Here is a 12111-nt window from a genome sequence, read left to right as displayed (position 1 = left end):
TTCTACTCACTACACGTTCCAGGCACAAAATTTTTGAAAAGAAAAAAGCCATTGAGCGTTGTTTCTCAATGGCCTTCTTCAACGATTACAGGTTTTCACCAGGGTTTTGAGGTTCCCTGTACAAGCCACATTTTGGCGTAGTGGTGATCCTTGCTCTGGCCGGATGGAATAAAGTTGGTATTGCCCAGCCTTTCTACAGCCTCATTATAATTCGCGATGTATTTGGGGTCCAGGTTGGGCGTGGGATACATATAACGGATCGGCAGGGCCGCGCCAAACTGCGCCACCGGGCCGGTTTTGAGCGCGGGATAACCCGTCCGTCGCCAGTCGAACCAGGACTGGATACTAAACCAGGACGAAATCCATTTTTGCTCTAAAATCCGTTCCTGCTTGTTGGCCGCGCTCGCGTAGTTTACCCCGGGTTGCGCATAGTACGTATCAAATTTAAAGCCGGTGGCTGCCAACGCCCCTTCTTTGTCCATCGACGCCTGGACGGCTTTTTTGTAGTGATCTTCCGCATCCGTGGCGCCGAATCCGCCCAGCAAGGCGGCCTCCGCCAGGATAAACTCCACCTCCGGGTAATTCATGAAATTCATCGCTACATAGGGATCGTTATTGTTCCGATACCGGTCATGAGTTAAGGAAATGTAGGGATTCCGCTCATTGGGATAAACCGCTACGTCATTTCCCTTGTTGTAGACGATGCCCTGTGTGATGGGAAGGCCGACCGGTAAGCCCACGTAAAGGTTGGTATCGGCAGTTGTAGCTACGCTCGGAACATACACCACGGAATAGGTTTCCCCGAACAGGTTTGTGACCGACTTCGTGGTTTCTGTTTTCACGTTGGCATCCCATTTCCTCAGTACCGGATTGGCCCAGCGCTGCAACCGGGGATCGTTCAATTGAAGCAACTTGTCAACGAGCGGTTTGGCGGGTTTGGTCAGCCGGTTGGGCGTAGCCGTCGCCAGCGGACCACCGGGCTGGGCGTTGTCGGAGTTGGTCCCCAGAAATGCAATGGTGGCATCATCGGCCTTGCTGGTAAATGCGCTGGCAGCCGCTTCCTTGAACTCGGTTTCCAGATTGATCCCCAATGCCGCCATCTCCGCCTTTTTATCCGCCAGTCGAAGGGCATACCGCAGCCGCAGCGAATTGGCAAACTTCCGCCATTTGGCCGCATCGCCCTTGTACATCACGTCGGAAGTGGCACTTACCACGTCCCTGGCGGTCAGGTTCTGAAGCAGTTGGTCGGCCTGTTTCAGGTCGGTGAGAATGCCTTTGTAGACATCGGCCTGTTTGTCGTATTTTGGAAAAAACGACCCGGTGCTGGCCTGCAGGGCCTCGCTGTACGGAATATCGCCATACAGGTCGGTCAGCAAGCCGAAGAGCATGGACTTCATGGTCAGCCCGATGCCCTGGAAGAGCTTGTTGTCATCCCGCACGCCGTTGTCATAAATGATCTGCACGTTCCGCAGGATGTCGTAGTAGCCGCCCCAGCCATCCTGCACCCAGGCATACTGATTCTTCTCGGCGGCCCCTTCGTTGGTTCCCGCCTGCATGTACTGCATGGCAGCCGCGATCTTGGAGCCGTCTCTACCGAGATTGAAGACCAGCTTCCCGCTATTGACCAGCGAATAGGTCAGGATGTAGTTGGACGACACATTTTCAGGACTGTTGGGATTCTGGTTGATCTCGGTAAGGTCCTCCTTACAGGCCGATAGCCATAGACACATCACTGCCAGCAGGGGAATTCGCAATGCTTTTATCGTATTCATTTTCACTTCCAATTAAAAGTCCACATTCAATTTAGCCCCGAACGAACCCGTGAAAGGCAGTACGTTGTAATACTCCACGCCCTGCGACCAGCCTGCACCGTTGGGCCGGAAAGCGCGCTCGGGATCCAGTCCTTTAATACCGGCTGCCGTCCACATGAAGAGGTTGTTCGCGACGAAGCCAACCGATGCATTCTGCAAATGCAGGCGGTTTACGAAGGCTTTGGGCAGACGGTAGGTAATCGAAACTTCTCTCACTTTCACGTACGTGGCACTGTACATGTTCTTTTCCGCAAACGGACGGTTGGCGTAGCGGTAGGCGCTGAAGGGGTCCAGCCATTTGCTGCCGGGGCCGCCCAGGTTTTCGGTATAAACCGTATTGCCGTTGGCATCTTTGGTGGCGACAACACCGGGGTTCAGGCTGGCATCCTGCACCCGTCTTCCCGCTTCCACACTTCCTTCCGGCCAGGCAAAACCGTGGTATTCGGCATTGCGGCCGCCCACCCAGCTACCCAGGTATTTGTCCGGATTTTCTTTGATCTGCTCGGCCAGGCTCCGGTTCGGATCGTAGCTTTCGCCGGTCAGGGTTTCTTCCAACTGCCCATTATTGCCCAGGAACATCATCGTATTGGAGTAGAACGACCCACCAAGACGCCAGTCCACATTGGCAAATACCGTTATATTTTTATACGTGATTGAGGGTTGAACGCCCATCAGAAACTGGTGGTTGAAGTTTCCGATCTTTTTCAGGTTGTTCACATCGTTGTCGGTCTGGTAAAGCCCTCCGCTGGTCACGATCGGATAACCGTAGTACGGTGAACTGGTATCTTTCACCTTCAGGATCGGGGCCGCGTAGATGTCGCCCACCTGACCGCCTTCGTACGTCCGTACTTCAGCGCCGGAGTAGGACGCAAACGAGAAGTACTTGATGCCGTCCGCCAGCCGGGTGATGTACGTGCGGTTTCGGGTCAGGGTGAAGTTCATGTCCCAGCTAAAGTCCTGCGTTTTGATGGGCGTCGTGTACAGGGCCAGCTCAAAGCCTTTGCTTTCCACCAGTCCGGCGTTGATCTGCTTGGTGTTGGCTCCGGATTCAATGGGCGTTACGATCGACAGAACCTGGTTTTTGTTTCCCCGCTGATAGTAGGTCGCATCCAGTCCCAGCCGGTTGTTCAGAAATTTCAGGTCAACACCGATTTCGGTCGATGTAGCAATTTCCGGTTTCAGGTTCGGGTTGGTGAGCGTACCACCCATGTACATGCTTTTGGCAGCGCCCCAGTCGAGGGCGGTCTGGTAAATACGGCTGTAGGCATAAGGCGCTACGTCATTCCCCACCTGCGCATAGCCCGCCCGGAGTTTGGCGAAGTTTACCCAACGCGGCATTTCGATCATTTCCGAAGCGATCACGCTGAGCGAAGCGGACGGATAGAAATAGGAATTGTTTCCTTTCGGCAGGGTGCTGGTCCAGTCGTTACGCGCAGTCAGATCAAGGTAAACCATGTCCTTAAACCCGATAGACGCCGATCCGTACACGCCGTACAGCTTCTTGCGGTTCAGCAGGCTGTTGTAGGCAACGGCTCCGGGAGCGCCATTGGAAATGTTATACACGCCGGGTACCACCAGCGCGGTGGCCGAAGTCGCCAGACTGCGTCCGTATTGCTCCAGCCGGTTTAATCCGGCCAGGGCGTTCAGGCTCCAGGCGTCGCCAAAGCTTTTCTTGTAGCTCAGAATCAGGTCAAGGTTGGTTTCCTTGTTGTAGTTGTTGGAAACCTGATAGGCACCATTCAGAGCCTCGAAGTTGTTGTAGGCCTTTTTAGCTTCCTGAATCTCGGTATACGAGTCGCGGGAATACCGCCCAGTAATCGAAAACTCCTTCGTGATATCGTAGTCGAGCTGGATCTTGCTCACCACCCGGTCGCGTTTAAAACCGGTAGGATTCTCGTATACCAGGTAGAACGGGTTATTTTGTTTGTCCTTGTATTTCCGTTGCGCAATGCCCTCCTGACCGGGAAGCCAGTAGTCGCGCAGATCGTTGATGTTTACCTGCGAGCCGGTTTCGTAAACACTCCGAACCACGTCATTGCGGCTTTGGTCGATGATCGGCCGGTTGTTGGAACCCGATTCGGTGATGTTCATATTCACCGACGCCCGCAGCTTGTCGGTCAGGTTATAGGTGGTGTTCAGGGCGAGCGTCAGGCGCGACAGATCCGTGTTCGGAATGATGCCGGTATTGGTCATGTTCCCGAGCGACAGCCGGAAGTTTCCCTTGTCGTAATTACCGTTAACCGAAATGTTGTTCGTGTTGGTGATTCCGGTCTGGAAAAAATCCTTGAAACGGTTGGGGTAAGAAACCAGGGGCACTTTTTGTCCATTGCTGTTCCACAAGGCCCATTGTTCGCCTTTGTCGAGTGCAGCGCCCCAGCTTTCATTTTCCTGCTCCTCCAGAACGTGCGCACCGGTTTTACCCGATCCGAATTTGTTCTGAACCGCCACATACTGCAACGGAACGTCGGCCACCATGGCGGTGTTCAGCGACACGCCAATGCCTCTTTTTCCTCCCGCGCCGGATTTTGTCGTGATCAGCACAACCCCGTTACCGGCCCGTGAGCCATACAGGGCTGCGGCACTGGGGCCTTTCAGGACGGACACATTGGCAATATCGTTCGGGTTAATATCGGAAATGGGATTCCCCATGTCAGCGCCCCCGAACCCGTTATTGAGCTTGTTGGCGACCGGAACGCCGTCAATGACAAACAACGGCTGGTTGTCGCCATTCAGGGAGTTGGCACCGCGGATGACCATGCTCACCGACGACCCCGCGCCCCCACCCATCTGCGAAATCTGCACCCCGGCCACTTTGCCCGACAGCGCGTTCAGGACGTTGTTCTGGGGCGTTTCCGTCAGGGCTTTGCTTTCGACATTGCCCACCGAATAGCCCAGGGACCGTTTTTCGCGCTTGATTCCCAGGGCCGTCACGACGGCTTCCTGCAACGTCGAAACATTTTCGGTCAGGCTCACATCGACGGTTTGGCGGCTGCCAACGGGAATTTCCTGCGTATTGAAACCAATGTAGGAGAAAACCAGCGCGGGAGCCGTACCATTCACATCAATCGTATACTTGCCATCGCCGTTAGTGGTCGTGCCGACCTGCGTTCCTTTCAGAACGATGTTGACACCCGGCAGCGGAGCACCGTCAACGGTTGATGTTACTTTGCCCGTAACGACTTGCCGGGCGGGGCTCTGAGACCAGACCGGACTTCGACACACACCGATCAGGCCGGCAAAAAGCAGAGTCCAGCGGAAGAGGAATCTACCAGTAGATTTTGTTTTCATAAAAGGTTAATTGAAGGGTTAGACTGAATTGCCAACCTGCTGATGCGGAACATTAATTCAGGCTGACAATTGGATTGCTTACAATGGGCCTTGCTTTCCACCGTGACTTGCGGAAAGGCCAGAATTTACTGAACATCAGGCTGACCAGTCAGGATTGACGGTTTTAGAAAAGCCGCACAATGGATGCGGTCTGTAACTTTTCTTTTTTAAAGTACTGCCCGTCAAAGGCTTTATGCTCCTTATTCTGGTGAGTGGTTTCTGCGCAGGTCTGCCGGATCAGCTCATTTCGGTCAGCGGTTCGCAGATGGATCAGACATTGATCCCGCAGACGCAGGAAAAGGCCAGTTTTAAATTTCCAGTCGGGTTGCAGCGCCAGACCGCTCTCCTCAATTTCACCAAAAACGTCATTAACCAGCCTTTCGGCGGCCGCTTTGTCTTTTATCAATGACTCGCAGAACCGTAGGGCAACGGCCCGATAATCGATGGTCCGCCAGACCATTTGATCTTCTCCGGTTACCCGATACGGTCGTTGGTCATTCGTTGAAAGCATAACTGATACTTGTATACGTCTTAAAATCTACGTGAAGGTATGCTCGGATTCTCAGGGCCTGCGATCAGGATGCCGTCTTACGCTTAGCCCGGAAACAGGCGCACGTGTTCATACTAAAATAATACACTTTACCATGCCCCTATCGGCGGTACACCTTAGTATTATGGAACACATCATGCATTTCATTCAATTATATCACAATATTATAATAAACAAGTCCAAGTTTTTTATACATTCATATCAATTCACTGTACAATATTAGCACAAAAGAAAGATGCACTCTCCCGACCACCGATAAGCGCCCTAAATGCACGCGGAATAAGAGCAAATGGCTTCAGAAACCGTATCCGAAAACCGTAATTCCCCTGCCTTGATGACTTATTCACGGAATAAACTGCCCTGCCTGCCGCTTCAGACCGACGATCCGGAAGTAGTATGCAACCCGCTTCGCCCGTTCGTTTGAATTTTGTAAGTTTGCTCTATGGAAAAGCCTGAAACACTCGAAGACTTTTATCAGAAGAAGTTTAATTGGCTGCCCGCCAATCTGCAACAGGATATGGGGCACTTCAACGTCTTCCGGCTGGAAGACTGCATCGGGCAGGGCCAGGAACCGATTAAATACAGCCGCCGGGATTACTACAAAATCACGCTGATCCGGGGTCGGAACGTCTACCATTATGCCGACAAGAGCCTGGAAGTTGATGGCCCTGCCCTTCTCTTTTTTAACCCGCAGGTCCCTTATAACTGGGAGCCGTTGTCCGGTGATATTACGGGCTATTTCTGCATTTTCAAGGAAGGTTTCTTTACCGAAAAAATGAAGGGCAGTGTAAGCGAACTGCCACCGTTTTCCCCTGGCGGCAAACCCGCGTACCTGCTCGGTGGCCCTCAGCATGAGCAGGTTGTTCAGTTATTTCAGAAGATGCTAGATGAAATCGAATCAGACTATCCGTACAAGTACGACTTGCTGCGAAACTATGTGATGGAACTGATTCACTGCGCCCTGAAAATGCAGCCGACAGAAACACTGTACCAGCATACGGATGCCAAATCACGGATTACGGCCATCTTTACGGAATTACTGGAACGTCAGTTTCCCATCGAATCGCCCACGCAGCGGTTTCAACTGCGCTCGGCGCGTGATTTTGCCGACCAGCTTTCCGTACACGTCAACCATCTGAACCGCTCAATCCGGGAAACGACCGGCAAAACCACCACCGAACACATTACCGAGCGGCTGGCCAGTGAAGCCAAAGCCCTGTTAAAGCACACGGACTGGAATATTTCTGAAATTAGCTACGCGCTGGGTTTTGAAGAACCCGCCCACTTCAACAACTTTTTCAAGAAACAGACCCAGTTAACACCGTCTGCCTACCGCACTGTTTGAATTTTGCAAGTATCGGTTTGATTGCCGCAATGTCCGCCTTCTCCTGCCGTCCTACTTTTGTTCCACCCAAACAAACAGAGTTATGGACACGCAAAAAGTATGGTTTATTACCGGAGCCTCAAAAGGTCTCGGATTGAATTTAGCGAAAACATTGCTGGCTGCGGGCCACTCGGTGGCGGCTACGTCGCGCCAACCCGACGATCTTATTAAAGCCGTTGGGCAGAAATCTGCCCACTTTCTCCCCTTACAAGTCGATTTGGCAGACGAACAGAGCGTTGCCCGCGCCATTGAACAGACCCACGCCCTGTTCGGGCGAATTGATGTCGTCGTTAACAACGCGGGCTACGGGATCGGGGGCAGCATTGAAGAACTAACCGACGCCGAAACCCGCGTCAGCTTTGATGTAAACGTGTTTGGCGCCCTGAACGTCATTCGAAACGTCCTGCCTTATTTACGCGCCCAGCAATCCGGCCATATCATTAACATTTCGTCGATTGCCGGATTTACGGCCAACACTGGCTGGGCGATTTATGCCGCAGCCAAGTTTGCGATTGTGGGTTTTTCGGAAGTGCTGGCGCAGGATGTTAAGCAATTTGGTATCAGGGTGACGGTGGTAGCGCCGGGTGCTTTCCGGACCCGCTTCCTGTCGTCGGACTCCCTCGCGCTGGCTCAACACCCCATCGATGCTTACACGGATGTACGGGCTTCGCACGCCCAATACCTTCAAATGAACGGCCAGCAATCGGGCGATCCGGAGAAAGCCGCAGCCGCCCTGATGCAGTTGGTTAACGAATCGAATCCGCCCATATACCTATTGCTCGGTAGCGACGCCTACCGACGCGCCATGCAGAAAGTCGATGTGTTGAGCCAGACATTTTCGCGCTGGGAAACGCTTACCCAATCGACGGATTTTACGCAGGCGTAACGCAAAAAGACCAACCAGTATACCATAATATCCTATCAACATGAATACACAAAACGTATGGTTTGTCACCGGAGCTTCCAAAGGCCTGGGACTTTCCCTCGTCAAACAATTACTAAACCGTGGTTACCGCGTCGCTGCGACCTCCCGGAAGCTGGATGAGTTAAGTCGGGCCGTCGGCACAAATGACCATTTTCTGCCGCTGGCGGTTGATCTGAAAACGGAGTCGAGCGTTGCCGAAGCAATTACAAAAACCGTTGACCATTTCGGACGGATTGATGTGGTGGTCAACAACGCCGGTTACGGTTTGCTCGGCAGTCTGGAAGAGTTAACCGACGCCGAATCCCGCGACAACTTTGAGGTCAATGTCTTTGGTTCACTCAACGTCATCCGCAACGCAATGCCGCATCTGCGGGCGCAGCAGTCGGGACATATTTTCAACATTTCGTCCATTGGCGGTTTTACGGGTGCCTTTCCCGGCTTCGGTATTTACTGCGCTACCAAGTTTGCCGTCGAAGGATTCTCGGAATCGCTGGCGGCCGAAGTGAAGCCGTTCGGAATTCACGTCACGATTGTCGAACCGGGCTATTTCCGGACGGAGTTTCTCTCGTCAGGCTCGATGGGTGTCCCTCAGAACCAGATTGAAGCGTACCGGGCCGTTCGGGATTCGCAGCAGGCCCACCAGAGCCAGATCAATGGCAACCAGCCCGGCGACCCGGAAAAAGCCGTAGCGGCCCTGATCCGAATCGCTTCGGAAAACAACCCGCCCCTGCATTTATTTCTGGGTCAGGATGCGTACGATAGGGCGTACGAAAAAATCAATGCCGTCCGGAACGATCTGGAAACCTGGAAAGCCGTTACGGTATCCACGGGTTTTGAAACCGTGAGCGCCTGATCGGTTCTGCCCATAAAAAAGCCGTCGCCCGAAGTAAGCGACGGCTTTTCAGTAGTTGGTTTACGAACTGATTACAATTTAATCTGCGCGAGTGCTACCGAATTTTTCTTGTTATCGTTCACGGCTTCGTAGGCAACAATCAACTGGTTATCAACCACCAGGCCGCTAGCATTCATCGCGTGGCGGCTTTCTTTCACAAACTGGGTGGTTGGGTTGCTGTCGCCCGAAATGTTTTTATAGCCGATGGTCGAAACCCGTCCGCTTTCCGACGCCAGACTCTGCTCCCACAACAGAATCGACGACTTCGGGGCCGATACCAGAAACGCGCTTTTGGCCGTCGGATCATCCAGCACAAACAACCGCTTGCCCTGCTGATCGACGATTCGAACGCCCGGCGCATCGGAACTGCCAGAAAACCAGGCAATCAGGTTTTTACCCCCACCCGTACTTGACGTAGGGCCAGAATGCGGGCAGGCTTTTACCTGCCAGTTGTCTTTATACAACGGTTGGCCCTGGGAGAAGGTTTTGCCGTTATCTTTCGAACTGATCTTGAAGATATCGCGAATATTTTCCTGATTCTCACGATAATACATATTCAGCGTTCCCGACGCATCCACCAGCAGACTGATCGGGCAGCAGTCGCAGACAAAGGGGTCAATCACCTTCTCGGCTTCAAACCCGTCGCCGTTGGAGGCCACAAACCGCAGGTCGCGCTGGTGCGCTTTGCCCGGAATGTCGTTCAGGTACGCTACGCCAATTTCGCCGTTGGCCAGCACCGTCGCATCAAAAAAACCGCGCACCACATTCGGGGACTGGTCCTGGTGTACGGGTTTGGGGGTGGTCCAGGTGTTGCCCTGATCTTTCGACAGGACGTAGACAATCTGCAAATCGGTAGGTCGTCTGCCTTTGGCTTTGGCCGGAGCCGTCTGGCCATGTCCGCCATGCTCACCGCCCTGATGAGCCGCGTGGTTATCGTGGGACGCCTGAGCTGCAGCCGCTTCCCCCCGCAGGCCAAAAACCGCCACCGCCGAACCGTCTTTTTTAAACAGCAGTTTGGGTTTCATCAGACGCGAATTGCCAATACCGCGCGACGCGAAAATCAACTTCTTGTTATCGAACGTCTTGCCTTTGTCTTTCGATTCCGCCCAGTAAAAGTAAACGACGTCTTTGCTGTCTTTTTCGGTCCATGACAGGGCAACCGTACCTTTCGGCGTTTTGGAAAGCAGCGGGGTCGCATACGCCCGGGTGGTGTCGCCTAAGTTGTTAGCGGCATAGCTTTGCAGCCCCAAAGCGAGCAACCCGGCACAAAGAAATGGTTTAAAAAACGACTTCATACCAGCAGGTTTTAGTGAAATGCGCTAGTCTGCCTCCATCGGCAGTCAGCATGCACCTGCAAAATAAACGCAGCCGATGCGTTTTTGAAATGATTTTGCGGTTTTGTTTAGAATTATTTTAAATAAATTCTCTCTTTGAAGTATAAAGGTCGGCTAGCGCCCGTATCTGGAAGCAAGCGTGAATGGGAATAGCACTTTCCGATTGGAGTGCGAAGCAAAGAAAAAGCCAGTTCAAAAGAACCGGCTTTTTAAGAGTTGGTCAACGCTAATAAGTAGTATTGGTATGTGCATACCGTTGATACAAACTTCGTAATAAGGAGCATGCTCTGCTTTAAAATGAGCTTAAATCTTGCTCCAATACAATTAAAAACAGATTAAATTTTAATATACCGTTCCTAAGCCGAACGCTTTGCTTCTCCGCAAAAAGTGTATAGTTTCGTAGCGAAGCCGTTGCCTGCGGTTTCTGTTCATTCCAAATCCCTCCAAACCATGCGCAGCCTTCTTACACTCCTCTTCATTGCCCTGGTTCACACGGTTTTTGCCCAGGACCTGATCAGCAACCGCCAGCGGGAAATTGTTTTTAAGTCGGTTAATGTCATTCCGATGGATCAGGAACGGGTGCTGGCGAACCAGACCGTGGTGGTCAAAAACGGGAAGATCACCGCTATGGGTAACGACGGAAAAGTAAAATATGCCAACGATGCGCAGGTGATCGATGCCAAAGGAAAATACCTGACGCCCGGCTGGGCCGAAATGCACGCCCACGTTCCGCCCATCGACGACATTGAGCCCATGAAAGACGTGCTGATGCTGTACCTGACCAACGGTATCACGACCATCCGCGGGATGCTGGGCCACCAGAAACACCTGGAACTCCGCAGCAAGATCAACAGTGGGGAAATCCTGGGACCGCATTTTTACGCAGCCGGACCGTCGTTCAGCGGCCAGACCGTCAAGTCGGCAGAACAGGGCGCCCGGATGGTGCGGGAGCAGAAAGCCGCCGGATACGATTTTCTCAAGCTCCACCCCGGTCTGACCAAAGAAACCTTTCCGGCTATTGCCAAAACCGCGAAAGAAGTCGGTATCCCGTTTATCGGGCACGTTTCGTTCAACGTAGGTGCCTGGATGGCCATTGATGCCGGTTACTCGTCAATCGACCATCTGGATAGTTTCATGGAAGCCATCACGCCGGGTTCGGATACGCTGGTGGAGCAGGAAACGGGCTTGTTCGGGGCCTGGATTGGCTACCGGGCCGACCCGAAGTTAATCCCGAAACTGGTAAACGGTCTGCGCCAGAAAAACATCCGGGTTGTGCCCACCGAAGCCCTGGCCGAACGCTGGCTATCTCCGCTCCCGGCCGACGAGTTTGTGAAAGCGCCCGAGATGAAATACATGAAAGCCGAAGAGGTGCGAAACTGGACCAACACCAAAAACAGCTACAACAATAACCCGAATTTCTCGAAAGAGAAAGCCGAGAAGTACATCGAAATGCGCCGGAAAATCCTATACGAATGTCAGAAAAACGGGGTTCAGATTCTGCTCGGTTCGGATGCTCCCCAGGTTATGAACGTTCCGGGCTTTTCGATTCATCACGAAATGCAGTATCTGGTCGGTGCGGGCCTGACTCCCTATGAAACCCTGCGCACGGGAACGGTCAATGTGGCTTCATACCTCAAAAAACCGGATTCGGGCACGATCAAAACCGGAAATGTGTCGGACCTGGTCCTGCTAAACGGCAATCCACTGAAAGACATCAGCCAGACCCGGAACATCGAGGGCGTCATGATTGGCACCAACTGGTTGTCGAAGGCGTATATTCAGCAGGAATTAAAAAAACTGGAGAAGCAGTAAACCCGTTTCGGACTTCTGCCTGCCCTGATCAGCGAGCCAATCATCCACGGACGGACCGGGGCTGGTCAGGCTCGTT

At 52.8% G+C, this 12111-nt stretch carries 8 protein-coding genes; 4 read left to right on the top strand and 4 right to left on the bottom strand.

The window, feature by feature from the left end; translation table 11 throughout:
* Positions 1-95 precede the first annotated feature (95 nt).
* The 3 genes from LX87_RS04350 to LX87_RS04340 form a co-directional block, all read right to left on the bottom strand.
* Positions 96-1772, bottom strand: coding sequence for a SusD/RagB family nutrient-binding outer membrane lipoprotein (locus tag LX87_RS04350; RefSeq protein ID WP_146624425.1), 1677 nt, complete (start codon positions 1770-1772; stop codon positions 96-98).
* Positions 1773-1784: 12 nt separating this feature from the next.
* Positions 1785-5099 (bottom strand): SusC/RagA family TonB-linked outer membrane protein, encoded by a 3315-nt coding sequence (locus LX87_RS04345; protein WP_111626922.1) that lies wholly within the window; start codon positions 5097-5099, stop codon positions 1785-1787.
* A 163-nt stretch (positions 5100-5262) separates the two neighbouring features.
* Entirely contained in the window at positions 5263-5649 is a 387-nt protein-coding gene (locus LX87_RS04340; RefSeq protein WP_146624424.1) for a hypothetical protein, read from the bottom strand.
* 481 nt (positions 5650-6130) lie between these two features.
* Between LX87_RS04340 and LX87_RS04335 the strand changes: the two genes are divergently transcribed.
* The 3 genes from LX87_RS04335 to LX87_RS04325 all read left to right on the top strand — a co-directional run bounded on the left by LX87_RS04335 (position 6131) and on the right by LX87_RS04325 (position 8850).
* A complete protein-coding gene (locus LX87_RS04335; RefSeq protein WP_111626920.1) occupies positions 6131-7033 on the top strand; it encodes a helix-turn-helix domain-containing protein in 903 nt (300 codons plus the stop codon).
* Positions 7034-7115: 82 nt separating this feature from the next.
* A complete protein-coding gene (locus LX87_RS04330) occupies positions 7116-7958 on the top strand; it encodes an oxidoreductase (RefSeq protein WP_111626919.1) in 843 nt (280 codons plus the stop codon).
* A gap of 40 nt (positions 7959-7998) precedes the next feature.
* Positions 7999-8850, top strand: a complete 852-nt coding sequence (locus tag LX87_RS04325) for an oxidoreductase (protein ID WP_111626918.1) — start codon at positions 7999-8001, stop codon at positions 8848-8850.
* Between the two features lie 71 nt (positions 8851-8921).
* Here LX87_RS04325 and LX87_RS04320 read toward each other — a convergent pair whose 3' ends face one another.
* Entirely contained in the window at positions 8922-10184 is a 1263-nt protein-coding gene (locus LX87_RS04320; RefSeq protein WP_111626917.1) for a sialidase family protein, read from the bottom strand.
* Positions 10185-10673: 489 nt separating this feature from the next.
* On the opposite strand from LX87_RS04320, the gene LX87_RS04315 reads away from it, so the two are divergent.
* A complete protein-coding gene (locus LX87_RS04315) occupies positions 10674-12035 on the top strand; it encodes an amidohydrolase family protein (protein WP_111626916.1) in 1362 nt (453 codons plus the stop codon).
* Positions 12036-12111: the final 76 nt, after the last annotated feature.

The organism is Larkinella arboricola, assembly GCF_003259745.1.
GTDB lineage: Bacteria > Bacteroidota > Bacteroidia > Cytophagales > Spirosomataceae > Larkinella > Larkinella arboricola.
This window is presented reverse-complemented; position numbering and strand designations above follow the sequence as displayed.